This window comes from Marinococcus luteus, from assembly GCF_034497705.1.
GTDB classification, from domain to species: domain Bacteria; phylum Bacillota; class Bacilli; order Bacillales; family Marinococcaceae; genus Marinococcus; species Marinococcus luteus_A.
The window spans coordinates 364,250-390,082 of record NZ_JAXRUV010000002.1 but is presented as its reverse complement, the minus strand read 5'-3'; the positions used below and the strand labels follow the sequence as shown (position 1 = coordinate 390,082).

Genomic DNA, 25,833 nt, shown 5'->3' with positions numbered 1-25,833 from the left:
TTTTTTCATATTGGCGTCCCGGCGTCTATACTTTCCTACTGTATAATTATAAATTACACATAGAACCTCTTCTATCGTACGTTATTCTTCTACTACTTTCATCGGTCTTCATTCTCGATATTTACAGCGGTCTTTATTAATATTTTTATACGAACTCGAAAAAGCCGGAAAAAAGCATACATTCACTTTTTTCCGGCTTATATATACAAAATTATATAGCTTACAGATTCACGTCTACCGGTCGGCGCTTCCGAAAAAACCTCCAGGATCGGTAGCCGATCTGCTTCAGACGATGCCGCACTTCTTCCAAATCGTCCCCGATTCTCTCCGGCACGTGTGCATCGGAGCCAAACGTAACCGGAACGTTGTAATACAGGGCCCGTTCGAGCATTTCATCCGAGGGATACCAGCCTCCGCAGTATTTGGTCTTGCCGGAGGTGTTAATTTCAATGGCTGTGCCCTTATTTCCTATTACACGGAGCGCCTCATCCACCCGTGGAGTATCGATCTCTGCCGCATAAGGAAAATAACCCTTTAAGGCATCGATATGGCCCAGAATATCAAACATGCCGCTTTTGGCGGACAGCGCAATCTGACGGTAATATTCTTCCTTTACCTGCCGGATATCCGCATCGTCCATGCCTTCCCACCTTGAGGTATCGAAAATATTGACGACGTTTACAAAATGGACCGATCCGATCACATAATCCATTGGATACCTTTCATACTGCTTCCGGTAGGGTGCTTCCTTCTCCGGGAAATAGTCGGACTCCACGCCGATCAGCACTTCAATGTCGTTTATGTATTTTTCTTTCAGCTGACGAATTTCCTCAATATACGCAGGAAATTCTCCTCTGGCCATTGTAATGCGTGGATACGGATGCTCTTCCGTGCTTGCAAAAAACGGGGAGTGGTCGGAAATACCAATAACGTCGAGCTTTTTCCGGATTGCTGCCTGAATGTAATCCTCGATTGTTCCTTCCGCATGCCCGCAGCGGTCGTGATGGTTATGAAGGTCAAATTTCACTTTTATCACCTTTCCTTTTTCTTTTTATCGTATCATGCCTGCGTTAAAAATCCATCGAGAAAATGGTATAGACATCTATATATAATGTGTTACTATGTTTGTAAGCGTTACCTTATAGATGTCGTCAGATTCTTTAACAGAGTTTTTAAATTTTTAAGAAAATTGGTATAGACATCTATAACTAAAATAGGGTACATTTTCATCATACATTTTATTAAAGGGGGATCTACTTATGCTTGGAAACATTCAAATCATGGGCAAGTTCCAGAAGCTCGGGCGCTCATTGATGCTTCCGATCGCCGTCCTGCCGGCTGCCGCTCTTATCCTGCGCTTCGGGCAGGAGGACCTGCTTGATATCGCCTTTGTCGCAAACGCCGGCCAGTTTATTTTCGACAACCTGGCCCTGCTGTTTGCAGTCGGTCTGGCAATTGGTTTTTCCAGGGACGGCAGCGGTGCCGCTGCACTGGCGGGCGTTGTTGGCTATTTAATTTTAACTGGAGGATTGGAAGGGATAAACGAAGATATTGACATGGGAGTGTTTGGCGGCATAATCGCAGGTATTACGACCGGACTTTTATATAACCGCTTTTATAACATTCAGCTGCCGCAGTTCCTCGGCTTCTTCGGGGGCAGGCGGTTCGTGCCTATTATCACCGCCGTCACGATGCTTTTATTTGCTTTTATCTTCGGCTATGTGTGGCCGCCGGTCCAGACCGGAATCGACCAGGTTACCAGTGTTATTACAAATACAGGAGCTGCTGGCGCCGGGCTGTACGGATTTTTGAACCGGCTTTTGATTCCAACTGGCCTTCATCATATTATCAACGTATATATATGGTATGACTTTGGTTCCTTCCAGGGCTATAACGGGGAAATCACCCGTTTCTTAAACGGTGACCCGGACGCTGGTGCCTATACAGCCGGATTCTTCCCGATTATGATGTTTGGCCTTCCAGGTGCGTGTCTCGCAATGATTATGGCCGCAAAGCCGGAACGTCGCAAAGAAACAGCAGGTATGCTCGGAAGCCTGGCACTCACTTCTTTTCTGACCGGTATTACGGAACCAATTGAATTTACATTCATGTTCCTTTCCCCCCTGCTTTATGTAGTGCACGCGCTCATGACCGGGCTTGCGATGGTGGTAACATTCCAGCTGGGAATATTAGACGCTTTTGGTTTTTCCGCCGGGTTTATAGACTACTTGCTCAACTTCGGCATTGCGACCAAGCCTGTCTTGCTGCTTGGGGTAGGATTAATATTCGGTGTTCTTTACTTCGTGGTCTTCTCAGTGCTCATCCGGCTGCTTAATATTAAAACCCCGGGCCGCGAGGATGAAGAAACGGTCACCACAACCAATACGTTCAACGGCGATGACAAATATGAATCTCTCGCCAAAAATTACGTGGCTGCCCTCGGAGGGTATTCCAATATTCAATCGATCGATAACTGTGTGACGAGGCTGCGACTTCAGATGAATGACATGGACGAAGTCGATGAAGACAAGCTGAAGCAAAACGGGGCACGCGGCGTAGTAAAAGTAGATAAAACCAACCTGCAGGTTATTATTGGCACTGAGGTAGAATTTGTCGCAGACGCTATGCGCACCCAGCATCCTGATTCCAAGGCAGAATAATCATTGCCCCCGTTTTACAGACGGGGGCTTTTTCTCTGCCAAAAAACAGGTATACTTTATCGTGAAGAAAGGATGATACGTATTATGATAGAGAAATATTTTTCCAGCATCCGACAGCAGCTGAGCGCTGTAGAGGAACAGGAATACAGCCAGATGGAGGCGTGTGCCGGAGCGATCGCCAATACGCTCGAACACGATGGGGTCATTCATTTATTCGGATGTGGGCATTCGCATCTTCTTTCGCTTGAAGTTTACTACCGGGCCGGCGGCCTCGTGCCGATCCACCCCATTCTCCACGAGCCGGTGATGCTTCACGAAGGGGCTCTGCGCTCCTCCGAGCTTGAGCGGACAAACCATTACGCTTCTACGTTTTTAGCCAAGGAAAATATTCAGCCGGAGGACACCGTGATCGTTATTTCCACCTCCGGGAGAAATCCTGTACCGATCGATGTCGCTCTCCATGCTAAAAAAACCGGCGCTGTAGTCGCCGGCCTGACCTCGGTTGCTTATTCTTCGGGTCAGCCTTCCCGTCATAAAGACGGATTCAGGCTCATGGATGTCGTCGATATCGTTCTCGATAACCATGCGCCGCCCGGCGATGCACTGTTGAAGCATCCGGATCTCGCCACTCCTTTCGCCTCAAGCTCTACAGCAGTAGGAACCGCTATGCTGCAGGCATCTATCGCCCGTGCGATTGAAATAACGGCGGACCGTGGGAAAACACCGCCTATTTTTGCGAGCGGCAATACTGAGGGCGGGGACACTCAAAACGAACAGTGGCTGCAGAAATACCGTGATCGGCTTGGGTTTTAAAGAAATCCGGGACTAAGAGACACCACAGCCGCCTTCGTGCCTTTTTACCACTATCTTCAGCCGGATGAAAAAACCGATCGCGGCACTGGTCAAGCCGACAGTGATGCCAAGCCAGAGGCCAAACGGCCCGAGCGGCGTCGAGACCGCAAGCAGGTACCCGGCCGGCAGGCCGAGCGCCCAGTAGGAGACAAGCGCTGTGAAAAACGGAACGGTCACGTCTTTATAGCCACGGAGCACTCCCTGAAGCGAGGCCTGGGCGGCATCTGAAATCTGATAGACGATCGCAAACAGGAAAAACTGGGCAGCAAGCTGTACTACTTCTTCATTGGTTGTATAAATATAGGCAATCGGCTCTCGCAGCAGAAATATACCAATAGAGGCTACACCAAGAATACCCATGGCTGCCGCCACCCCGAGGCGTGTATACGCTTTGGCTCCTTCAAGGTAGCCGCCGCCGACTTCGAACGCGACCACAATCGTCAGCGCAATGGAAATGCTTAACGGCACCATAAATATCAGGGACGTGAAGCTGAGCGCCACCTGATGGGCAGCGACCGTGACAGTGCTGAACAGCGACGCCATCAGAAGGCTCACTGCCGAAAAAATACTCGATTCAAAAAACAACGACATCCCCATCGGCACGCCGATCCGCAGCTGCTCCTTCCACGCCTGCCAGGAGGGCCTGTACCAATCCAGAAAAATGCGGAACCGCCTCATCGCCGGGATACGGAATGTCATCATGATACTGAACGCAAAAATGATCCAATAGGAAATCGCCGTGGCGTATCCTGCTCCGATACCGCCAAGCTCCGGAAAGCCAAATTTGCCAAAGATTAATACGTAATTAAAGAACGCATTAAACGGAAGCGTACCGAGCATGATAACCATCGTTATCCGCGTATGGCCCTGAGCGTCAAAAAAGTTTCGGAGCACGATCGATAAAAAGAACGGAATAATTCCAAAGGCGAGGCCAATCAAATAATGAGCCGCAATCCGTTCAACACCCGGTTCGAGCGACATAAAAGAAAGAGCTGGGCTTAAAGCCACCGCTCCGAGCGCAATGACGAGTACCCCGAAAAGTATGCCCAGGTATAGCCCCTGCGTAATCGTTCCGGCAATCTTTCTTCCTTCCCCGGCCCCTAGCTGCTGGGAAACGATCGGTGTGATGGCGAGCAGGATGCCATTCACCGCTGTAAATACCGGCATCCATAGATTAGCCCCGATCGCCACACCCGCCAGATCATCCGTCCCGGCCCGTCCGGACATGATTGTGTCTATTAAATTCATGCCAAAATAGCTTAGCTGCGTAATCAAAATGGGTACTAAAATAACCGTAAACAGCCGCAGCTTTTCTTTGATCGTTTCTGCGTGATACATGCTCTGCCTCCTGCTGACTTTTCCCGTCCGTTCTGTTCATCTGTATAGAATAACATTGTTCAGCCGGAAAGGGCACCTCACGCAGGCGGCTTATTTGCTGTCCATGTTTCCGTAGGTGACTTCGGTGCTGTGGGAATACAGCTCGATGATATTGCCGAACGGGTCCTCCATGTACACAAGCCGGTACGGCTTTTCTGGCCTCGGGTGCCAGATCCTGCTTCGCCGTCTTCCTCCCTCTGATTCAATGCGTACAGCCGTTTCCTCTATATCAGAAACAAGAAGACACAGGTGAAAAAAGCGCTGCTGCCACGGCGGGCTTTGTTTCAGATCAGGCTTCGGGTCAACAAATTCAAACAATTCGAGTCCCACCTGGTTGGCTGCAGTCAGATGAGCATTGCGCATTTCCTTCACCTCTTCGCCGAGAAGATCCATCGTCATATTCGTGGAAGCATCGTCCGTATCGTCAGCCTTCGCTGTAAACGGGCCGGCCAGAAGCTCAAAATTCAGCACCCGCGTGTACCATTCAATAGCTGCATCAATATCCGGAACGGTTAAACCGATGTGGGTGATTCCAGTCATAATCTCCCTCCTTTGTCATACAAAAGCCGTTCCCATTATGGAAACGGCTTAACCCTGTACGGGGAGAAACGTTTTAGAAAAACAACCGGTGCGGATTCTCTAAAATACCGGTAAGCTCTGCAAGAAATTTCCCGGCCGGTTCCCCGTCAAGAGCCCGGTGGTCAAATGTCAGACTGAGCGGCAGCAGCTTTCGCTCCATTGGGATGCCTTCGTGAAACTGTACACCTGCCTGCACGGCTCCGACACCTAAAATAGCCGCTTCCGGTGTATTTAAAATCGGTGTAAAATACTCCACTCCCGTTGCACCGACATTCGTAATCGTAAACGTGGACCCCTGCATATCTTCAGATGCCAGCTGGTTTTCCCTCGCCCCGTGTCCGAGCAAGCGGATGCTTTCTCCAATCTCACGCACCGATTTGGCTTCAGCGTGGAAAATGACCGGCACCACGAGTCCCTCTGTTAATGCAGCCGCTACTCCTAAATGCACGTGATCGTAGCGGTAAAGCGTACCATCCTGAAACGAAGCGTTCGCCGCCGGATGCTTTTGAAGAGCCAGTACCGTTGCTTTGGCGATAAACGCTGTCAGAGTCATTGTTTTTGCTTCCCCGTTCTGCTCAAGCTCGGCATTCGCCTGCTTCTGCATCTGCAGCAGCCCGGTAATATCTGCCTTTCTCATCAGTGTAAGCTGGGCGCTTTCCTGCAAGCTCTGCTGCATACGGTCAGCAATGACTTTACGCATCCCTTTGACAGCCGTCACCTGAGTGGTGTCGAGCGATGGATTAGCTGAGGCTGGCTCGTTTTGCGGCGGAGCGGTGTTTTCTTTACCGCCATCCGATTCTATTAGCGCTTCCACGTCCTTCTTCGTAATCCGTCCTTTCGGCCCGGTGCCTTCAATGTTTTCTACCGGAATACCGTGCGCCGATGCTAGCTTTTTGGCGGCCGGAGAGACCCGCACACGCGATTCAGCCTGGGGCGCATGCGTTATTTCCCGGGAAATAGCCGGTTCTTCTGCGACCGCTTCTGCCGGTTCCGGTGCTGCTCCTTCTTCGGTTGCTGTGCTTTCTGCTATTTGTTCGCCGGGCTCCCCCATATAGGCAATCACCTGACCGACCGCCAGCGTCTCGTCTTCTGCAGCGGCGATTTTGAGCATCCGGCCGTCTGCAGGCGCCTCCACTTCGTTTGTAATTTTATCCGAGCTGATCGTGACAATAGGTTCTCCTTTTTTAATCTCCTCTCCTTCTTTCTTGAGCCATTCGGCGATGGTTCCTTCGTTCATACTCATACCAAACTTCGGCATTATGATCTCTGTGGCCATACTGTCCCTCCTTTCGTTTACATAGTCATCGCAGTATCTTCACCAGTAAGCTCCATGACGGTTCGGACGATTGTGTCCGCCGACGGCAGATACAGATCCTCGAGGACCGGCGAAAATGGTACCGGGGAATGCGGAGCGGTAATTCGTTTGATCGGTGCATCGAGGGAATCAAACCCCTTATCTGCAACCATCGCGGCAATATCGGTCGCTACGTTACAGCGCGGGGTCGCTTCGTCCACGACAATTAAATGGTTGGTTTTATCCACTGAAGCTAAAATCGTATCTTCATCCAAAGGCGACAGGCTTCGCGGATCTACAACCTCTGCCTGAATGCCCTTAGCCGACAGCTGTTCTGCCGCTTCAAGCGCGGTATGCACCTGCTTGCCGATAGCAACGATCGTGACGTCACTGCCTTCGCGCTTAATGTCCGCTTTGCCGAGATCGGTCTTGTAATAACCCTCTGGCACTTCTCCCTTCATATTATAGAGCGTTTTATCTTCAAAAAAGACGACCAGGTCATCATCTTCAATTGCTGCAATCAGGAGTCCCTTTGCTTCTGCCGGCGTGGAGGGAACGACCGTTTTAAGCCCCGGGATTGCAGTGAACATTCCGTACAGGCTCTGCGAATGCTGGGCCGCCGCACGAAAACCCGCTCCGTGCATCGTCCGGATGGTCAGCGGTACCTTCGCTTTACCACCGAACATATACCGCAGCTTCGCCCCCTGGTTCATAACTTCGTCGAGGCAGCTGCCAATAAAGTCGTTAAACATCAGTTCCGCTACCGGGCGCATGCCAGTTGCTGCTGCACTGACGGCTGCACCGACATAGCCTGCTTCTGCAATCGGTGTATCGAGAATGCGGTCCCTGCCAAATTCCTGCACCAGCCCCTGCGTGACACCCATGACCCCGCCCCAGGCTTCCTCGTCCTGAAGATGATCGACGGCCGCGCCGCCAGCTACGTCTTCACCCATTAAAATAACGTTTTTATCCCTTCGCATCGTTTCGGCAAGTGCTTCATTAATTGCATCAGAAAAGCTGATGGTCCTCCCCATTACGACTCCCTCCCTGTGTTCGTGTAATCTACATACACGTCAGTTATTAAGCTGCCTGCATCCGGATAATCACTGCTTTCTGCAAATTCGACAGCGGCCTGAATGGAAGCTTTCACCTGTTCATCCAGCTTGTTCAGCCCTTCTTCATTGGAAAGGTTGTGCTGGAGCATATACTGGCGGAACTGTAAAATCGCGTCTTTGTCCTTCAGATGCTCTTCACGTTCCTCCGAGCCTTTGTATTTCTGGGCATCGCCTTCAAAGTGACCGTAGTTCCGGTACGTTTTACATTCAATCAAGGAAGGGCCTTCGCCGTTTCTTGCCCTTTCAACTGCCCGTGCTGCCGCTTCGTATACAGCCATTGCGTCCTTGCCATCAACAATTTCCCCCGGGATGCCGTAGGAGGCTGCACGATCGGCGATATTTTCACAGCTCGAGGCGTAGGAAAACGGAGTTGCTTCAGCGTAGCCGTTGTTTTCGGCAACAAAAACGACTGGCAGATTCCAGATAGCCGCCATATTAATCCCCTCATGGAACGTGCCGTGATTATTGGCCCCGTCTCCAAAAAAGCAGACCGCCACGCCTCCCGTGTTTTGCAGCTTCGCTGTCAGACCGGCGCCAGTAGCGAGCGGAAAACCGCCGCCAACGATGCCATTGGCCCCGAGCATGCCTTTACTGATGTCAGCAATGTGCATCGAGCCGCCTTTACCGTTGCAAAGCCCGGTTTCTTTGCCATAAATCTCCGCCATCATACCGTTCAGATCACAACCTTTTGCGATACAGTGACCGTGCCCGCGGTGAGTGCTTGTGATGCTGTCTTTGTCATTCAGGTGCGCGCATACGCCGACTGCCACCGCTTCTTCACCTGCATACAAATGAACAAATCCCGGCAGCACTCCTTTGCTGAACGTTTCATGGACAGTATCTTCAAAATACCGGATTTCAGACATTTTTTGATACATCCACATGGCCTGATGGGAATCCATCGTCTGCGTTCTTGTGTTGGACGCTTCCATACTGATCCTCCTTTAATATTCATTTATTGCAGGCAAAAGAAGCCTGCGGGCGTTCTCGCCCTATACACTTGCAAGTTTTGTGCCAACAGTATCTGCGTTATTTTCAGGCAAGCCGCTGCAGTTTCAGGCTTTTGCTCCACAAAAAAATGAGACAATCTGGAGCATCATGCTCCGGTTTGTCTCATTTTGTCGCAATTATTCCAGTCCATATTTTTTCAGCTTCCGGTAAAGCGTGCTTCTCGCCATCCCAAGCTGTTTGGCCGAAGCAGCAACACGGCCGCTGCAGGCTTCAAGCGCCCGTTCGATCCGGTCGCACTCCATCTGCTCCCGGTACGTAAACCGGCTCGCCGTGAGCTTCCGGGCTTCCGGAGCAGAAAGAAAAGGCTCAAGAAGTACGTCCATCGGTACACTTCCTTCATAATACGTATACATGCGCTCCAGTACATTAAAGAGCTCCCGAATGTTGCCCGGCCAATCGTAGCCGGCCATCTGGGCGAGCAGCTGTTTCGGCCAGTTGGTGCTCCATCCCTGTTTCTCTGAAATATAGCGGATCAGCTCCGGCAGGTCCTCCATCCGCTGCCTGAGCGGCGGCAGCGTGAGCGGGTACACATAAATGCGGTAATACAAGTCCTGCCGAAAGCTTCCTTCCTGAACGAGTTCGGTAATATTTTTATTGCTTGCAGTAATTAGCCGGAAATTAACCGGGATGGAGTCTCTGCTTCCAACCGGCGTGACCCGTTTTTCCTGTAATACCCGTAAAAATGCCACCTGGGCTGCCGAGGAAATTTCAGAGATTTCGTCTAAAAAGAGGGTGCCGTTTTTCGCTTCTCGAATTTTCCCCTCGGCGCCTCCCCTCTTCGCCCCGGTAAATGCGCCGCCTTCGTAGCCAAACAGTTCGCTTTCAAGCAGGTTTTCCGGAATAGCCCCGCAGTTGACTGCGATAAACGGACCATTTCGGTATTCACTATTGTTATGCAAGAGTCTTGCCATAACCTCCTTGCCCGTCCCCGTCTCACCGAAAAGATGAACGGACACCGATTGTTTGGCAGCCTTTTTCACTTCTGCGATCGTTTGTTCAAAGGCCGGGCTTACCCCTACGGCTTCCCCCCGGAAGAAAGGCCGGGCCGGTGGCACCTTCTTTTTTTCCACCTCTGTATGCACCGGCTGATACCGGTAGCCGAGCAGCCGGCGGGTGGCTGCAGAATAGATTGGAACTGCCAGCCTACTGATGGCCGGATCATTTCCCAGCTCGTTTTCCTTCCATTCCGGATGACGGTACACTTCGGTTCCGTAAGCATTCGTTAGCAAATACGGTGTGAACGTATGGTCGCCTGCGAGGGCGTATTGAAGCAGCTCGATTTCCTGCTGACGGAGCTTTTCCTGCCAGGAGCGCTCAATCGCAAATGCCGCTGAAACCACCGTGCCCATGATTTGTTCTTTATGCGTAAAACCAAAGGGACTCGACATATCAAGCACGCCAAGGATGCCCCCTTTACCGTCGTATACCGGTACAGCTGCGCATTCCCAGCTTTTGGAGGCTTTAGCGTAATGCTCTTCTTTTACTACCACAATCGGCTCCCCTGTAGAAAGACTGGTACCGATGGCATTCGTCCCCACTGCCCGATCGGTCCAGGTGACTCCCTCCCCAAAATGAATGCTCGAGGCATGAGCAAGGGCGTCCCGATGACCATTGATGTAGAGCACTTTGCCTTGTTCATCCGTAAGCAGAAGCAAAAGCTTCATATCCTCACAAAATCCCTGCAGCTGCCGGAGCATTGGGTCTGCTGCTTCCAAATACATTTCCCGTTCTTTTTTGTAGGCCATCCATTCTTTTCGTTCTGGCAGCTGACCGATGCCTCCAGCTGGATCGACTCCTTCCCGTGCACATGTATGCCATGACTCTGCGATCCGCTTTTCCATCCGTGTCCGGTCCAGCATCCCCGTCTCCGACCACCGGTTCCATTCCGCTTTATTCATGACTCGCACCTCTCTTTTGAAAGCGTTTTCTTATATATAATGTAGCACGTCCTTCCTGGAGAAAAAAGAGCCGGAACATAAAAAAACACCCGGCCAAAAGCCGGATGAGTTATTCCATATAGCGGTATTTGCCTTCAAAGTAAACAAGCGGTGCTTCATCCTGCACCGTCACATTTTCCACGGAACCGATAAACAGCGTATGGTCCCCGGCGTCGACTTCGTTATATTTCGTGCAGGCAAGCTGTGTGATGGCTCCTTCAATGACCGGACGGTCCTCAAACCGCTCAAAGCTCACCTCTGCGTCGTCTTCTGTCTGGCGGGCAAAGTAGCGCGATACTGCCTCCTGGCCGTTGCCGAGAACACTGATGGCAAACTGCTCTGCTTGCTGCATATATTCGTGCATCGATGCCGTTTTCGCAACGGAAATGAGAATCAGCTTTGGCTCAAGTGAAACAGACATGAACGCATTTGCCGTCATACCATGGACTGTCCCTTCAAGCTCCGTCGTAAGTACCGTAACACCGGTCGTAAATTTGCCCATGGCTGCTTTAAACAATCGATCATCCATTTGTGCGGCCTCCCTCATTATCAGCTAATCGTTATCCTGCGAGCATTTTAACGTAAATCAGCCGAGAAAACCAGAAAAGCCGCTTCGACCGCTCTTACCGCGGCATATGAATACGGAACTTGTACCTGTCTCCGCGGTAGGAAGAAATGACGTGTTCAAACGGCTCCCCTTCCGCAGTATACGTAGTCCGGGAAATTAAAAGAACCGGGGCTCCCGGTACAATGCCGAGAAGCTCTGCTTCACGCTCCGACGCAAGGGATGCCTCAAGGGACTGATCGGCGGACCCAATTGTAATTCCATAATCCTGCTCGAGCCGATTATAAATAGAGCCTGATGCCGATTCTTCGCCAAGGCCGGGAAACATCTCTGCATGCAGATACGAATTCTCAAGCGCCATCGGCTTATTATCTGCGAGCCTCAGCCGCTCCATCCGATAGACCGATCCGCCTTTCAGCTGAAGCAGTCTCGCTGTTGCCGCATCCGCTTCTTCCATTTGAAACAGCTGCAGCTCGCTGCTTGCTTTCATGCCACGCGCTTTCATATCCTCGGTAAAGCTCGTAAGGCCCTGAAGCATCTGTTCAATCTTAGGTTCAGCTACAAACGTGCCTTTGCCTTTTTCCCTCGTCAGCAGCTGCTCACTTACAAGCTCCGTCACCGCCTGGCGGACTGTCATACGGCTCACATCAAATTCTTTAGCAAAAATACGCTCGGACGGAAGCATGTAGCCCGGAGGCCATTCGCCGCTCTCAAGCTTTCCACGGATCATTTCCTGTATTTGATAATAAATCGGCAGCGGGGATTTTTTGTTAATTTTCATTTACGGCCTCCTCCCGTTTCCACGTTTTCACCCGGTAAAGCGCTGCAACACCTCTTTGGGAACATCTGCCAGCGCTTCTTCATCAGCAATCACCGTCACGCTGGAGTGCTTTTTCAGTACGGAAGCCGGGAAGTCTTCCTGCACCTCTCCTTCAAGCAGACGAAGAAGCGCTTCTTTCTTACGTCTGCCAAACACGAGCAAAAGAATCTCGCGGCTGTCCATAATGGTTTCAATTCCCATGGTTACCGCCTGCCTCGGCACGTCTTCAATAGTCGTAAAATACCTCGCGTTGGCTTCTCTGGTTGACGGTTTCAATTGTATCACATGCGTCCGGCTTGAAAAGGAGGTGCCGGGTTCATTGAATCCGATGTGGCCGTTTTCACCAATGCCAAGAAGCTGCATATCAATGCCGCCGGCTGCAGCAATTTGCTTTTCGTAGCGCCTGCATTCCTCCTCCAGGTCATCGGCTGTGCCATTTGGAAGATGCGTCTGTTCCGGCTGCAGCTGCAGCGGCTGGAAGACTTTGTGCTGCATGTACGCATGATAGCTTTGCGGATGGTCTTTCGGCATGCCGGCATACTCATCAAGGTTAAATGTCGTAACACGGGACAGATCCAGCTCCCCGCGGTCATAGATATTTTTCAGCTGCTGATACGTGCCCTCCGGTGTACCACCGGTAGCCAGGCCCAGCACACAGTCCGGTTTTTCCTTCACTTTTCCGGCAATCATTTCTGCCGCATGTACGCTCAATACTTCTCTGTCAGCCACTCGGATAAGCTTCACGGCTTCACTTCTCCCTTCTGTTCGAACGCGGCAATGCTTCCGCGGCACCAGACCTTCTGTATATGCATACTGGCGTCCATCCAGACAATATCGGCATCCTTCCCAGCCTGAATGCTGCCCTTCCGCTCTGCGAGTCCTATTTCATGCGCGGCGTTCCAGGAGGTCATACGCACCGCTTCCTCACGGCTGCAGCCTGTAAACGCCTGAATGTTGCGGAAGCCTTGATCCATAGCGAGCATGCTTCCGGCAATCGTGCCATCTGCCAGATACGGCTTGTCTCCGGCCGCCGTTACCTGCTGGCCGCCGAGATCATATGAACCGTCCGGCAGATTTTTAGCCCGCAGGGAATCAGTAATAACGCAGATCCGCCCGGGACCGGCTGCCTGATAGGCAAGCTTGACCATGTCCGGATGGCTGTGGACGCCGTCTGCGATAATTTCAATAGTAAGTCCGGGATTTAAAAGCGCTGCGGCAGCAACGCCGGGCTCCCGGTGATGCAGCCCGCTCATGCCGTTGTACAAATGGGTGATGTGCGAAAGCCCATTCTCTACTGCATCGTCCACGAGCGCTTTGGAGGCGTTCGAATGTGCAGCGGAAGCGACGACCCCAATGCTTTGCAGGTGAGCGGTCAGCGTAAAATTCGGGTCATGCTCCGGAGCCAGTGAGACAACCCGGATCGCATTTTCGGAAGCATGACGCCACTTTTCAAACAGCTCCACCGAAGCCGGGACCATGAATTCAGCCGGCTGGGCCCCGGCTTTGGAAGGTTCAAAAAACGGGCCTTCCACGTGAGCGCCTGCAATCTCCGCCCGTCCTTCTCCCGGCATTGCTTTCCGGTGTTCAGCCACCGCTTCCAGGGCTTTGGTAATCTCCTCGCTCCTCTGGGTAATCGTAGTTGGAAGAAACGCTGTTGTACCTTCAGCCGGCAGCACCCGGGCCATTGTTTCCAGTGCCTCCACGGTACCGTCCATCGCGTCTGCTCCCTGGACGCCGTGAATATGCATATCAATCATGCCCGGTATAAAGAAGCCCCGGGAGCCGTCCACCATCGTTGCCCGGCGGCGCGTTTCCTCCGGCACCTCCTGCAGGCGGTCCATGCTTCCTGTCCGGTGGATTGTCTGCCCGCGGATCCAGATGAACTGGTCGGTTGAGGTACGGTCTGCGTTTACAATAGTCGCTGAATATATAATAGTATCTTCCACTACGAGTCCCCTCCTTTTCTATATCGTACCAGTATAAAATATAGTTGTCTATACCAATTGCACTAAAAAACAGGAGCCCTCTCCTGTTTTACAGCTGATCCTGAGGCTTCTGGCCGTTCAATACCTGCAGCACATTTTCCGCCGCCCGCAGCGACATATTGTTTTCATTTTCTTCGGTGAAGGAACCGATATGCGGAAGCGTCACCACATGTGGAAACGAGAGCAGTGGATGGTCGGACGGCACCGGTTCCTCCGAAAATACATCCAGACCAGCACTCCGTATCCACTGATTCTGAAGCGCTTTGACAAGCGCCTGTTCATCCACGACGCCTCCCCGGGAACCGTTAATAAATACAGCAGACGATTTCATCCGCTGAAAAGCGGCTTCGTTCATTAAGTGATACGTTTCCTTGGTGAGCGGTGTCATCGTACAGACAAAATCCGATTGTTCGAGCAGCGGTTCAAGTTCTGTCCACGAAACGCCGTATTTTTCCTCCGCTTCGTGCTTTCGTGAACGGTTATAATATAAAACATTCATATCAAAGCCAAAACGGGCCCGTTTGGCAATTGCTTCCCCAATCCGCCCCATGCCGATTATGCCGAGCGTCCGGTGGTGCACGTCCACACCGAAATAATCATCTGGGAGCGTGTTCTGCCACCTTCCGTCTTTAACGTAGCGGTCAGTTTCCGGAATGCGTCTGGCCGCGGCCAGCAGCAGGCCGAAAATAGCGTCTGCTGTCGTATCGTTTAACACTTCCGGCGTATTGGAAGCATATACGCCCCGGGCTTTTAAAGCTTCCAGATCCAGATTATCGTAGCCAACAGAAACGTTGGCGGCAATACGGAGGTTTGGAGCCTGTTCGAGAAAAGCTTCATCGATTTCATATTCGATACCGATAATGGCTGCAGCCTCAGCCATCGTTTCGCGGAACGCCGGATCTTCAAGCGTTTCACTGCGTTCAAAATAACGGACTTCACACACTTCTGCTAGTTTTTCACGAGCCTCTCTGCTAACCCGGTTATAGGCAGCGACTAATGGTTTTTCCATACATATTCTCCTTTCGCCCCATTTTCAGTGATTTTCACTGTTTGTTCACTGATAGCTCCTTTATAAGCTCATTTTCTTTAAAAACGATGTTTTATCTTCGTTTTACCCTGGGAATAGTCCCTGTACAATATTCAAAAGAAAGGGGCATTTTCATGTTATTTATTGAAGCCCGCAAACGCATGCAGGAAGACCTTATCAAAAACGGGGAACAGCAGGTCAAACAACCAAAGCAGGCCTCGAAGCGGAAATTCCGTAAACGCAAAAGCAGCTGAAACCGAACTTCATGATTACCACGTCCTTCAACAGGGTATTCTTTAAGTAAGAATTTGAAGATGGAGGACGTTATCTACTATGAGAAAACTAATTAAAATGGCTGTCAAAGTTGGACCTTTTGTTTATCCGTATGTACGAAAATGGTGGAAAAACCGCAAACAAAAGCGCTGAAATCATGAAGCGCTCATATAAAAGCTGAAAAAGACAGCCGTTCTCGCATACAGAGGGCGGTTCTTCTTATTTGCAAAGCCGCCTCCTGTCTGCTTCCGGGGGGGGGCTACTTTCTGCCTTTGCCCCATGCCTGCTCATTGACGAGGGCTTCCGGCTTTTCTCCCTTGAGGGCCTTTATGCACTGCTCGGCTGCCTCCATGTACATCGCTTCCCGAGTTTCCGTCGTACCGGTGCCGATATGAGGAAGCAGCGTTACTTCGGGCATCGTGAAAAACGGATGATCCGATGGCAGCGGTTCCTCTTCAAACACATCGAGCCCTGCCGCGAAAATCTCTTTTTCCCGGAGTGCCGTGATCAGCGCCTGTTCATCCACTACAGACCCGCGCCCTCCGTTCAGAAATACCGCTGTTGATTTCATTTTCCGGAAAGCCTCTGTACCCAGCATATGCCTGGTTTCACTGGTTAGCGGCAGCAGTACCATTACTACGTCCGACGAAGCGAGCAGATCATCGAGCTGCTCATAGACGGCTCCGGTTTCTTTTTCTGCCTGTTCGTGCCGTGAACGGTTATAGTAGCTGACCTCCATCCGGAAGCCTTCCTTTGCCCGGCGGGCTACTTCCTTCCCTATGCCTCCCATGCCAAGGATGCCGAGCTTTTTATGATGAACGTTCAAGCCGAACCATTCCTTCGGCGCGTTCCGGTCCCATTCTCCGTTTTTAACAAGCTCATGCATCTCTATCAGACGCCTCGAAGCGCCGAGCATTAGCCCAAACATCGTGTCCGCCATCGTATCGATAACTGCCGACGGAGTGTTTGTAACTACAATGCCCCGGTCTGTCAGCAGACCGACGTCAAGGTTATCCACCCCAGCTGAAGCGTTGCTTACTACCCGAAGCTCCGGCGCTTTATCCAACAGCTTCTGATCAACAGGCAGACCTGCTCCAATAAGCGCCTCCGCGTTCGGCAGCACCTCCATGAATTTTTCCCGTTCTTTATTCGGACGGATCACATAAAGCTCCGCCTCTGCTTCAAGGTACTCCCGGACATGCTCCGGCGGATTCGTATAGGCAATAATGACAGACATACAGGTGTGCTCCTTTGCATACGTATTTTTGTAGAATCAATTGTTTTATCCCAGGCTTCACCGGGAATATTCCCAGTACGAACCTAATACAGGAGGTATTTATTTATGGCAGATAAAAAAGGCTTCAGCGATAAAGTAAAGGGCGCTGTTAATAAAGTAAAGGGCGAAGCGAAGGATCAGGCAGGCAATGCCAAGGACGATCCGAAAATGCAGCGCGACGCCAAGAAGGATAAAGTAAAAGGCGAAGTACAGAACAAAGCCGGCGACGCTAAAAGGCAGGACGAGGAAAAATAAGCAGCATTGGTAAAGCCGGAATCCTTAGTATTCCGGCTTTTTACGATATTCCGAGCTCCTGCAGCATTTCTTTCACCGTAGCTGCGGTACGCAGATAGGAAAGCGAAATGTTCTGCGACGTGAAAGCCATTGAAAGCTCCGGCCTGATCCCGGTCACAATCAGCTCTGATCCGAGAAGGCGGAGCAGATGATGCAGATTCATAATGCTGTCAGCCACCTGCTCGTCGTACTCATCCATGCCGGAAAGATCAAGAATCAGTTTTTCATAATGGATATTTCCATACGCTTCGGAAATTTTATGAAAGATCATTTCAAACCGTTCATAGGACAAATCCCCCACCACCGGTAGCACAGATATTTTTTCTGTGATCGGCACGATTGGCGTTGAGAGCCGGTCCACCTGACGTTCGCTTTTCTCCAGATCGTCTTTGTATTTTTTCTGCCGGGTAATGTCGCGCTGGACGCCGAGAAAATACAGACGGTTCTCCATATAAATGGGCTCAATATAAATTTCATTCCAAAACGGCGTGCCGTCCTTCTTAAAATTCTCGAGCTCAAGGACGTATTCTTCCAGGGCGGCCAATGCCCGTTTCATATTTTCTATTGCCTGCTCGTTTCGATCTTCCCCCTGAAGAAAACGACAGTTATATCCTACACTTTCTTCGTACGTATAGCCGGTAACATCGGTAAAACCCCGGTTCACATAAACGATGGGATTATCCTCCTTATTCGGGTCTGTGATAACCAGTCCGACCTTCGAATGATCGATCGCTTTTAAAATTAACGAATCTGTCAGAATATCATCGTTAAACTCGTCCATGGCGTGTGCAATCCTTTCCCAATCTGAGTGTTTATTTATGTACCTCATATATGTTATTCCTTTTTTCTGCAGCACGGTAAACTTCCAATTTTTCTTTTCGGAATACAATCCTTTTTCATTATAATAGAAACTTGATTTTCAAAAAATGGTCCCGTTGTAAGTTTTAAAAAAACGGGTATGCTTGTGCGTAAGCAGTCTCTGTTAAAAAATTGTCGTTTAAAGGAGCTTCGATATGTACGATTATATCATTATCGGCGGCGGAATCGTCGGACTTGCTGCAGCTTATGCGCTGCTTGAAGAAGAACCCGGCGCCGGAGTAGTCGTTTTAGAAAAAGAATCTCATCTGTCCTCTCATCAGACAGGCAGAAACAGTGGTGTTATTCATTCCGGCATTTATTACCGCCCCGGCAGCCTGAAGGCTGTTCTTACAGAAAAGGGGCGGAAATCGCTCGCTGCTTTCTGCGATCAGCACGGGGTCGACTATACGATCTGTGGAAAAGTCATTGCCGCCAGGGATGAAGGTGAACTGCTGCAGCTGCGGAAGCTCTACGAGCGCGGCAGACAAAACGGGCTGCAGCCGCGCTACCTGTCGCTTGAGGAGCTTGCAGAACGAGAGCCATATGTAAGCGCCCGGCACGCATTGCTCGTGCCTGAAACCGGCATTGTCGATTACGGCGGAGTCGCCCAGGCTCTTGCTGCCGAAATCCGCCGGCGGGGCGGTGCTATCCTGATCGGACAGCAGGCCGAACAAATTCAGGAGGCTGAACAGAGTGTGAGCGTCACTACCCCGGACCGGACGTTTACCGGACGGAAGCTCATCAACTGCGGCGGGCTGCAGAGCGATAAAATCGCCCGCATGGCCGGCTACCATACAGATGTCCGTATTGTCCCATTCCGCGGGGAATACTACACGCTCGCTCCGGAGGCTGAACATAAAGTTTCCTGGCTCATCTATCCGGTACCGGACCCGGCCTTTCCATTTCTCGGCGTTCATTTCACCCGCATGAGCCGGGGAGGCGTAGAAGCAGGCCCGAATGCCGTATTAAGCTTTGAGCGGGAGGGGTACGGCAAAATGGCGGTTAATCCGGCAGATGCCTGGGAGCACCTCCGTTCCCCCGGGTTAAGGAAGCTTGCTTCCCGGTACTGGAAGGCAGGGGCGCAGGAATACGTGCGTTCCTTTTCCAAACAGGCATTTACCGCAGAGCTGCAGCAGCTGATTCCTTCTCTTTCAGCCGATGAGCTTGTGCCCGGCGAATCGGGGATACGCGCCCAGGCTCTTCAGGAAGACGGAACGCTGATGGACGATTTCTTCTTCATTGCGGGCTCCCGCAGTCTCCACGTATTAAACGCCCCGTCGCCTGCAGCAACAGCTTCTCTTGAAATCGGTAAAACGATAGCCCAAAAAGTGAAAGGATGACCTTCTTATGACATTATTTACTGGAATTGATCACGTACAGCTTGCTGCCCCGCCGGATAGCGAAGAAAAAGCCCGTCATTTTTTCCACACCATCCTCGGCATGCCCGAAATACCCAAACCCGAAGATTTGGCCAAACGCGGCGGCGTCTGGTTTGACTGCGGTGGTCTTGAGGTTCATATTGGCGTTGAAGAGCCATTTTCTCCGGCCCGCAAGGCACACCCGGCGCTCCGCGTGCACAATCTCGAGCTTGCCAGGGAACGACTGCAGGAGTTTAACTGGCCCGTCAAACCCGAACAGCCGCTGAACGGCTCTCCCCGCTTTTATACGGAGGACCCGTTTGGCAACCGCCTCGAACTGATTGAAAGATAATAAAAAATCCCCGGCGTAAATGCCGGGGGCTGATGATATTAGCTTTTACAGACTGAGCATTTTCACCGAGTTCGGATGCAGCTCTTCCTTTAACTGCTCATACATCGTCGTTGCGCAGTCTTTTCCTTCTAAAATTAATTCCTCTTTCGCCTCACGGCCCTTATAGTTCTTTAATGAAATTTCATGGCCGTCCTGGTCTACTGCGATCAGCATATACTTTTGTTTCATGAATGCTCCCCCTTTTCTCTTTTCCCTCTCTTTTTCAGCCGTTGTGTGTTTTATCTGCTCACATATGCCGTTACTGTCACATTTCTGCTTGTTGGATTAGATTAATGGTGGTTTGTTTAAGATTAAATGAGCTGTCAGAAATATTATTTTCCCGGATACCGCCCGGTGTAAACTTCTCCCGCTTAATACTATCTGCTTACAACCTCTGGTTTTCTTTTAAGCTGTTCCGGGTACATAGTCTTTAAGTAAATTATTATATACCGCTTTTATTCCTACCATTTATTATACGCCGAAGGAGTGAAATACGATGGACTACTCCATGTCGCGTCAGGTTATTTACTGCACGATTACAAAACAGAAGGTGCTTCACGAATTATCCTACGTTTATAGAGATGGCGTGTTTGACTCTGTTGCTACATGCACTGGAGTGTCAGAGGCCTGCGCTGCCTGCCCTCTGCTGGAGTTCAACCGTGCGTATGAAAAGACTCCTGCGCCCCGCCGGCTGTTAGCCAGCGGATAAATATATACATCCATAAAAAATCTTCCTCCCCGCTCACGCGTGGTCAGGAAGATTTCTTTTGTTTATTTTTATAATAGCGCAGTGTTTTCTGAGTATCATTTAAATCCCGCATCAGCCGGTATGGCTTGCTTGCCAGCCGGAACGGCATCCGTACTACAAACGGCGTTTTGCTTTCTTTATATTCCTCTGTTAAACGAGTCGGCTTGGTAGTTACGCGGTCATACACTTCGCTGTACCATTCTTTCATGATATCGCGGTTTAATGTCAGCTCCCGGCCGCATGTGCGGCATTCCATGCTGTACACATCCCCATTAATGTATTCCACGTTGTGGGGCGTCTCTTCCTTACAATGAGCGCACTGTAAGTAAATGAGCTCCTTACGTTTTTTCATCGCTTCAGCCCCTCCTTTGCTTATTACTCTTTTATTATACCACGATTTGAAGACGGAAAAAGAAGCGGCCGCTAATTTCGGCAGCGCTTCCTTCTCTTTTTATTTCCACTCGTGATCCTGCATTTTCCTAAGGCGCCAGATGGTGGATTCCACTGTCTGCTCCACATCCTGATACGTAATGATGTCCCCTTTCTTTACAGCCCTTGTCATTTTTACATTTTTGTCTGCGAGACCGATTGGAAGTGCTCCCTTTTCTTTTGCTTCCGGGGCTTCCATTACAGTGCCGTAAATAGTAAAGCCGCCAATCGAATCCAAATGCTCGTCCACTTCCAGATCGCGCTTCGCCACGGCCACTGTTTCAGCAATATGGCCGGCGTCCGGAGCAATTGTCGCCTGGCCGTCCAGGTACGCCCGCGCCACGGAAAGCGGCGTTTCCAGGCTTGTCAGGTGATATGGCCGGTACAGTACGTAGTTTGGCCCGTCTCCCATTTTTAAATATTTCATTTCCGCATTCACTTCTTCCATATCAGAAGCAACGATAGCAAACACGCCCGGGGCGATGCCGTTGATGTATTCAACCACGTGCTTTCTGCCGACTTTCCCTCCCTGCTCCCGCAGCTGGAAAATCTCCGGCAGAGCCGCGACCCCCGCTTCGAATCCGTTCATCCCCGGCTTCTCGGGGACAAATCCAGTGGCGTTTGCCACGGCATTCATTTCCACCATCGTTTTCGTACCGTCTTGGAAGGAGGCAAGCATTTTTGGGCTCGAGCCCTTCTCCTCGGCTTCAGCTGCTGCTGTATCCGGATTGGCTTCCACATTTAACGGATTGTTTTTGCCTTTACCAAGCGCCACTACCTCAAAGCCAATCGCATCAGCAAAATCATACAGCTCCATAATCGCTCCCGGCTCGTCCCCTGCCGATCCGGTGTACACGACGCCGCTCGCATCTGCCATCCGCTTCAGCAGCGGCCCGACGGTAACGTCCGCCTCGACATTCAGCATGACGATATGCTTCCGGCTCAAAATAGCGTTCCAGGCAATTTCTGCTCCGATATTCGGCACCCCGGTCGCATCCACGACAACATCCACTTCATCGAGCGCGCATACGAGCAGTGCTTTGGTGGATGCCACCACTTTGTTCATCCGGATAGCCTGCGAGGCTTCTTCTTTATTGTTAGTAGAAACAATATTTCCCCGCTCAATACCGGCGTGCCCGTACGCATTAATGACGTTATCTTCATTTATGTCTGCGGTAAGGACGACCCGCATGCCCTTCATATTTTCAATCTGCGCGATCATGCCGCGTCCCATCTGGCCGGCGCCGACAAGACCCACCTTAATGTAGCGGCCCTCTTTTTCGAGCGCCTGCAGCTTTCGGTTAATTCCTATCATTGCTCTCCACTCCTATCCAGCTTTATTTTTTACGGAATACGATGGTGCTCCCCACCTGTATCACAGGCAGCGGCTTGGCTTCTATACAGACCGTTCCCGGCAGATCTGAATTTGTCTCTCCGTTAAATTGAAAGGTTGCATGCCCGAGGTCCCGCAGCGTTTCATTCGCCTTACCGCCGACAAACGTCAAAGAAAACACTTCTCCGTCTATGATCAGCTCATCCCCGGCCTCCAGGTCTTCGTTTAACCCTTCGGCGTTATGAACAAAGCTGATATCATACAAATCCTTCGGTGCTGTTTCGTTGAATAAAATCATCATGCCGTCGTCCATCAGCATCTGGGCGTCCTCTCCAATGCCGACCACGGTGGCTGTAAATACTTCTGTTTTCATCTGCATGGTCACTCCTCCTAAGAAATACAGGGCGGGCAAGCGCGCCTACCCGCCGGTTTATTTTTATGAATACAGGCCAAAGCTGAAAAGATAAGCGATCACAACGGCAAGCGGACCGGTAATAACCCTCGAAAACAGAACGGCCGGTACGCCGACGGAAATGGTCTCCGGCTCTGCCTCTCCGAGTGTCAGGCCAACCGGTACGAAGTCTGCCCCTACCTGCGGGTTAATAGCGAAAAGTGCTGGAAGTGCCATTGCCGGCGGGATATTTCCCATGCCAATCTGGGTTCCGATAAGCACCCCGACCACCTGGGCAATAACAGCGCCCGGGCCAAGCAGCGGTGATAAAATTGGAATTGCACATATAAAGGATAAAAGCAGCAGCCCGAAAATATTGCTCGCGAGCGGGGATACAAAGTTTGCGATCAGATCCCCGATGCCGGTGAAAGTGATAATCCCGATAATCGTACTGACAAAAGCCATGAACGGCAGAATGTTTCGTACAACCGTATCAATGGTTTCCCGACCGGCCTGGAAGAAGACACTTACTACGTTGCCGACGGCACGGCCGATACGTTCAATAATATTTGCCTTTTTCGGACCGGATCCTTTTGCTTTCATTTTCGCATCGTCTTTCACTTTTTTAGCCACGTCGCGGTCCATCAGAGAGTTATACGGGGAAGCTTTGTCCTCTGCCTCCGCTTCGGCCGCCGGTACCTCGTCCTCGCTGATAGCCTTCATATCCCTTTCGCCCACGCCCGAGACAAAGTTTTCTTCGTTAATATACTGCGCAAGCGGGCCGGCCGGGGACGTGCCGTGAATATTGACCGTAAGCACTCCCATTTTTGGGTAGACCCCGCAGCGTGCGGTTCCACCGCAGTCAATAACTGCTGCGGCAATGTTTTCTTTATCATACGAGGCTTTAAACCCGTCCACTGCTTCGCCGCCTGTCAGTTCCGCCAGGCGCTCGGCAACTGGATGAATGCCCCCGCCGGTTACCGACATAATATATCTTTTCTGATCATTCGGATGGATGACGAGCGGTCCGCCCCAGCCGCCTCTCCCTTTTGTTACCTCTACCGGTTTATATTCAGCCATTATTCTTCCCTCACTTTTTCTTTTAAATTTTCATCTATGCGCTGGCGCTTTTTTCCGACGAATCGCCTTCTGCATTAGCTGCCTGACGTCTGAGCATAATAGCGGTAATCCATTCAGTTACTACACCGCGGATTAAAATAACGATCAGACCGACGATAAAGAAACGGATGGCAAGCGGACCGGCCGACAGGCCCAGGGTCGTGATTCCAGCCGAGATCCCGGTGTAGACAAACAGTTCAGCCGGATTCGCGTGAGGAAACAAGCCTGTAATCGGGTGAACAAACGAGACGGCGGAATCATAAAAGGCCGGCTTCTGCCGTTCCGGCAGAAAGCGCCCGAAGGTGTAGCACATTGGGTTGGTTAAGAAAAACACGGCCAGTACCGGAAACAGTGTATAGCGGAGAAAGAAATACTTTGTGCTCTTCTGAGCCAGCGAATAGATTCGTTCTTCCCCGACAAACTTAATTAACGCGTTTACGGCAAGAATTAAACATATGAGTGTCGGAATAATACCTGTAACGAGCCCGACGAATGTTTCGCCGCCTGCCTCGAACATTCCGATAAAGCCTTCTGCGAGCGTTACTAAGAAATCCATTTGTTATCCCCCTTTTTGTGCTTGCGTTTTTGTTCTGCAAGAATCTGCTGGGCAGCCATCAGATGTGCCCTTTTCGGATGCTTCTTCTTACTGGCAGCGCCCTCTTCTTCCCACTGTTTTTTTAGCTCATAAATATTTTTATCCATCAGCTCCGGCGCTTCTGCGAACCTGGCGAACACCGTCACTCCTCTCATGATCTTCGCATCGATCACCGTTCCTGCTTCATTGGTTACGAGCAGAATGACCGTCCCGATACCAAGGAGGCGCTTATCAATACCTGTGCCAAGGTATCCCGAAGGGCGTCTGCCCATTGAAGCAATCATTCCGTTGTAGTATTTCATCTGGCGGAATGTCAGATAAAATTGAATCAGCCATATCACCACGAACGCGGCGATAAAATAACCCCACATCCTCACCACCCCTTTACATTTGTAACAACTTGTAACCTTTGTAACCATATTAAAGCGTTTTCATATAGCCGTCAATATATTTTTCAGATATTTTAAAAATTAATTTTTTGCGGTGTTGGCTTGTTGGTTGTAAAATATTTCTTTTATTTTACATATGTTTTAAATAGCACATATGTTCATATATGTTAAAAAAATACGGCCCCTTCCCAAGGGCCGTCATACGTTATTCGGTTAATGCTTCTGCAATCTGGTTATCTACGATCAGCACGTCCAGATAGCCGCCCTTCAGCGCTGCTTCGATGCCGAGGACTTTATGAGAGCCCTGGGCCACACCAACGACCTCGGGGATGTTTTTAATCTCCTCGAGAGTCAGGCCGATGACCCGGTTGTTGATCGGGTGATCCACGCCGTGGCCGAGAGCGTCAAAAAACTTCGAGCTGATATCGCCAACTGCCCCGGCTTTTCGGAGCGTGACGATATCTTCTTCCTGCAGGTACCCCATCGTTTCCATGGTGGAGTCCTGAAGCGGATTGCCGAGGCCGACGAGGGCTATTTCTACATTTCTTCCTTCTTCGAGCACCTGGGCAATGTCTTTGGACTGCACGAGACGCTCTTTCAAATCGTCGGTTTCGACCATCGCCGGAGCGTACAAATACGAACAGGAGGCGTTCATCTTCTGGGCAAAGTGAAATGCCAGCTGATTGGAGTGCAGATGCACGTATTTGTTCCCCATTCCCCCGATCAGCGGCGTAATATGAATGTCTCTATGTTCGACGTACGGATACTCTTCAATAAGCGAACGCAAAGTTGATCCCCATGAAATACCGATCCGCTTTACCTGCTCGGATCTCTTCGCCACATAGGAAGCGGCTGCTTTTCCGATCAGACGCTTGCCAAGATCAGGCGTGAAGCCTGTCGTTGAAACGACTACTGCTTCTTTCAGGCCGTACTTTTTTTCAAGCTTCTGCTCAAGATCAACAGTATGCACACTTTCATCTTTAATATATATTTCAACGATGCCTTCATCCCGGGCCCGCTGCAGCATTTTGGAAATAACCGGACGGGAAACACCCTGCTTTTTGGCGATCTGCGCCTGGGTCCAGCCATCGAAATGATACAGCTTCGCTACTTTTACGGTTTCTCTTTTTTCTTCCCAGTTGAGCATAATTCTTCCC

At 50.7% G+C, this 25,833-nt stretch carries 28 protein-coding genes; 6 read left to right on the top strand and 22 right to left on the bottom strand.

The annotated features are described in order from the left end of the window. Positions 1–220 precede the first annotated feature (220 nt). A complete protein-coding gene (locus Q9M42_RS06080) occupies positions 221–1,027 on the bottom strand; it encodes a histidinol-phosphatase (RefSeq protein WP_322525648.1) in 807 nt (268 codons plus the stop codon). A gap of 250 nt (positions 1,028–1,277) precedes the next feature. Between Q9M42_RS06080 and nagE the strand changes: the two genes are divergently transcribed. Together nagE and Q9M42_RS06070 are read left to right on the top strand one after the other, a co-directional pair. Beyond that, positions 1,278–2,660 (top strand): N-acetylglucosamine-specific PTS transporter subunit IIBC, encoded by a 1,383-nt coding sequence (gene nagE, locus Q9M42_RS06075; protein ID WP_322525647.1) that lies wholly within the window; start codon positions 1,278–1,280, stop codon positions 2,658–2,660. An 84-nt stretch (positions 2,661–2,744) separates the two neighbouring features. Continuing rightward, on the top strand, positions 2,745–3,473 hold the full coding sequence (locus Q9M42_RS06070; protein WP_322525612.1) for an SIS domain-containing protein: 729 nt from the start codon (positions 2,745–2,747) through the stop codon (positions 3,471–3,473). 12 nt (positions 3,474–3,485) lie between these two features. Here the strand turns inward: Q9M42_RS06070 and Q9M42_RS06065 are convergent, their stop codons facing one another. The 12 genes from Q9M42_RS06065 to Q9M42_RS06010 form a co-directional block, all read right to left on the bottom strand. Next, positions 3,486–4,850, bottom strand: coding sequence for an MATE family efflux transporter (locus Q9M42_RS06065; RefSeq protein WP_322525611.1), 1,365 nt, complete (start codon positions 4,848–4,850; stop codon positions 3,486–3,488). Between the two features lie 90 nt (positions 4,851–4,940). Further along, a complete protein-coding gene (locus tag Q9M42_RS06060) occupies positions 4,941–5,429 on the bottom strand; it encodes a VOC family protein (RefSeq protein WP_322525610.1) in 489 nt (162 codons plus the stop codon). Positions 5,430–5,502: 73 nt separating this feature from the next. Continuing rightward, entirely contained in the window at positions 5,503–6,744 is a 1,242-nt protein-coding gene (locus tag Q9M42_RS06055) for a dihydrolipoamide acetyltransferase family protein (RefSeq protein ID WP_322525609.1), read from the bottom strand. Positions 6,745–6,761: 17 nt separating this feature from the next. Next, the gene (locus tag Q9M42_RS06050; RefSeq protein ID WP_322525608.1) at positions 6,762–7,796 is read right to left on the bottom strand and encodes an alpha-ketoacid dehydrogenase subunit beta; all 1,035 of its coding nucleotides are present in this window, start codon (positions 7,794–7,796) and stop codon (positions 6,762–6,764) included. Beyond that, entirely contained in the window at positions 7,796–8,809 is a 1,014-nt protein-coding gene (locus Q9M42_RS06045; protein ID WP_322525607.1) for a thiamine pyrophosphate-dependent dehydrogenase E1 component subunit alpha, read from the bottom strand. The genes Q9M42_RS06050 and Q9M42_RS06045 overlap by 1 nt, the downstream gene beginning before the upstream one ends. Positions 8,810–9,004: 195 nt before the next feature. Next, positions 9,005–10,786 (bottom strand): sigma-54-dependent Fis family transcriptional regulator, encoded by a 1,782-nt coding sequence (locus Q9M42_RS06040; protein ID WP_322525606.1) that lies wholly within the window; start codon positions 10,784–10,786, stop codon positions 9,005–9,007. Between the two features lie 109 nt (positions 10,787–10,895). Further along, entirely contained in the window at positions 10,896–11,354 is a 459-nt protein-coding gene (locus Q9M42_RS06035; protein WP_322525605.1) for a flavin reductase family protein, read from the bottom strand. Between the two features lie 94 nt (positions 11,355–11,448). Then, the gene (locus Q9M42_RS06030) at positions 11,449–12,171 is read right to left on the bottom strand and encodes a GntR family transcriptional regulator (protein WP_322525604.1); all 723 of its coding nucleotides are present in this window, start codon (positions 12,169–12,171) and stop codon (positions 11,449–11,451) included. A gap of 27 nt (positions 12,172–12,198) precedes the next feature. Beyond that, positions 12,199–12,954 carry a glucosamine-6-phosphate deaminase gene (gene nagB / locus Q9M42_RS06025; protein WP_322525603.1) on the bottom strand — a complete coding sequence of 252 codons (756 nt, stop codon included), beginning with the start codon at positions 12,952–12,954 and terminating at the stop codon, positions 12,199–12,201. Then, the gene (nagA, locus tag Q9M42_RS06020) at positions 12,951–14,156 is read right to left on the bottom strand and encodes an N-acetylglucosamine-6-phosphate deacetylase (protein ID WP_322525602.1); all 1,206 of its coding nucleotides are present in this window, start codon (positions 14,154–14,156) and stop codon (positions 12,951–12,953) included. Before nagA ends, nagB begins: the two co-directional genes overlap by 4 nt. Positions 14,157–14,244: 88 nt before the next feature. Further along, positions 14,245–15,204 (bottom strand): 2-hydroxyacid dehydrogenase, encoded by a 960-nt coding sequence (locus Q9M42_RS06015; RefSeq protein ID WP_322525601.1) that lies wholly within the window; start codon positions 15,202–15,204, stop codon positions 14,245–14,247. A 550-nt stretch (positions 15,205–15,754) separates the two neighbouring features. Next, entirely contained in the window at positions 15,755–16,732 is a 978-nt protein-coding gene (locus Q9M42_RS06010) for a 2-hydroxyacid dehydrogenase (RefSeq protein ID WP_322525600.1), read from the bottom strand. A gap of 105 nt (positions 16,733–16,837) precedes the next feature. On the opposite strand from Q9M42_RS06010, the gene Q9M42_RS06005 reads away from it, so the two are divergent. Next, positions 16,838–17,026 (top strand): CsbD family protein, encoded by a 189-nt coding sequence (locus tag Q9M42_RS06005; RefSeq protein ID WP_298786233.1) that lies wholly within the window; start codon positions 16,838–16,840, stop codon positions 17,024–17,026. A 40-nt stretch (positions 17,027–17,066) separates the two neighbouring features. On the opposite strand, the gene Q9M42_RS06000 is transcribed toward Q9M42_RS06005, so the two are convergent. Continuing rightward, positions 17,067–17,846, bottom strand: a complete 780-nt coding sequence (locus tag Q9M42_RS06000) for a PAS domain-containing protein (RefSeq protein WP_322525599.1) — start codon at positions 17,844–17,846, stop codon at positions 17,067–17,069. A gap of 232 nt (positions 17,847–18,078) precedes the next feature. On the opposite strand from Q9M42_RS06000, the gene lhgO reads away from it, so the two are divergent. Both lhgO and Q9M42_RS05990 read left to right on the top strand, forming a co-directional pair. After that, positions 18,079–19,263: an L-2-hydroxyglutarate oxidase gene (lhgO, locus tag Q9M42_RS05995; protein WP_322525598.1), complete on the top strand. Its 1,185-nt coding sequence runs from the start codon at positions 18,079–18,081 to the stop codon at positions 19,261–19,263. A gap of 7 nt (positions 19,264–19,270) precedes the next feature. Next, a complete protein-coding gene (locus Q9M42_RS05990) occupies positions 19,271–19,633 on the top strand; it encodes a VOC family protein (protein ID WP_322525597.1) in 363 nt (120 codons plus the stop codon). Positions 19,634–19,678: 45 nt separating this feature from the next. On the opposite strand, the gene Q9M42_RS05985 is transcribed toward Q9M42_RS05990, so the two are convergent. After that, entirely contained in the window at positions 19,679–19,861 is a 183-nt protein-coding gene (locus Q9M42_RS05985) for a hypothetical protein (RefSeq protein WP_091613066.1), read from the bottom strand. A 307-nt stretch (positions 19,862–20,168) separates the two neighbouring features. On the opposite strand from Q9M42_RS05985, the gene Q9M42_RS05980 reads away from it, so the two are divergent. Beyond that, positions 20,169–20,381, top strand: coding sequence for a hypothetical protein (locus Q9M42_RS05980; protein ID WP_322525596.1), 213 nt, complete (start codon positions 20,169–20,171; stop codon positions 20,379–20,381). 43 nt (positions 20,382–20,424) lie between these two features. On the opposite strand, the gene Q9M42_RS05975 is transcribed toward Q9M42_RS05980, so the two are convergent. From Q9M42_RS05975 to Q9M42_RS05945, 7 genes are all read right to left on the bottom strand, one after another. Continuing rightward, entirely contained in the window at positions 20,425–20,772 is a 348-nt protein-coding gene (locus Q9M42_RS05975) for a bh protein (RefSeq protein ID WP_322525595.1), read from the bottom strand. 99 nt (positions 20,773–20,871) lie between these two features. Beyond that, positions 20,872–22,164 (bottom strand): NAD(P)H-dependent oxidoreductase, encoded by a 1,293-nt coding sequence (locus Q9M42_RS05970; protein ID WP_322525594.1) that lies wholly within the window; start codon positions 22,162–22,164, stop codon positions 20,872–20,874. A gap of 22 nt (positions 22,165–22,186) precedes the next feature. Next, positions 22,187–22,561: a PTS glucitol/sorbitol transporter subunit IIA gene (locus Q9M42_RS05965; protein ID WP_322525593.1), complete on the bottom strand. Its 375-nt coding sequence runs from the start codon at positions 22,559–22,561 to the stop codon at positions 22,187–22,189. Between the two features lie 57 nt (positions 22,562–22,618). Further along, on the bottom strand, positions 22,619–23,653 hold the full coding sequence (gene srlE, locus Q9M42_RS05960; RefSeq protein ID WP_322525592.1) for a PTS glucitol/sorbitol transporter subunit IIB: 1,035 nt from the start codon (positions 23,651–23,653) through the stop codon (positions 22,619–22,621). A 34-nt stretch (positions 23,654–23,687) separates the two neighbouring features. Further along, on the bottom strand, positions 23,688–24,248 hold the full coding sequence (gene srlA, locus Q9M42_RS05955; RefSeq protein ID WP_322525591.1) for a PTS glucitol/sorbitol transporter subunit IIC: 561 nt from the start codon (positions 24,246–24,248) through the stop codon (positions 23,688–23,690). Further along, positions 24,236–24,658, bottom strand: coding sequence for a transcriptional regulator GutM (locus Q9M42_RS05950; RefSeq protein WP_322525590.1), 423 nt, complete (start codon positions 24,656–24,658; stop codon positions 24,236–24,238). The genes srlA and Q9M42_RS05950 overlap by 13 nt, the downstream gene beginning before the upstream one ends. A gap of 223 nt (positions 24,659–24,881) precedes the next feature. Further along, positions 24,882–25,823: a sugar-binding transcriptional regulator gene (locus tag Q9M42_RS05945; protein ID WP_322525589.1), complete on the bottom strand. Its 942-nt coding sequence runs from the start codon at positions 25,821–25,823 to the stop codon at positions 24,882–24,884. Positions 25,824–25,833: the final 10 nt, after the last annotated feature.